This window comes from Halovibrio sp. HP20-59 (genome assembly GCF_033052795.2).
Taxonomy (GTDB): domain Bacteria; phylum Pseudomonadota; class Gammaproteobacteria; order Pseudomonadales; family Halomonadaceae; genus Vreelandella.
The window spans coordinates 1-241 of record NZ_JAWJUW020000163.1; the positions used below are offsets into that span (position 1 = coordinate 1).

Sequence of the window (241 nt, forward strand, 5' to 3'; positions counted from 1 at the left end):
GGAAACATCGGCCAGCACCACGTCGATGCAGTCGACCTCAAGCTCGAGGTCAGCGTCGCCAGCGAACAGCAAGGTCACCTTGCCGGCGGGGGCTTCATTGGCGTCGAAGCGCAGAGCCAATAGCGCCACCACCGCTTCGGGAGCGTCGCGGCGCAGCCGGCGCGAGCGCACGGCGGCCACATCGCCGAACTGCAAGCCGGATCGCACCCGCCGCGTCGCGCCGCCCGCTTCACGCTGCAAG

At 69.7% G+C, this 241-nt stretch carries 1 protein-coding gene; it reads right to left on the bottom strand.

What is annotated here, in order from left to right; translation table 11 throughout:
- Window positions 1-241: DUF2948 family protein (locus RZA33_RS19740; protein WP_317510042.1), on the bottom strand; the 241-nt coding region annotated here is incomplete at both ends.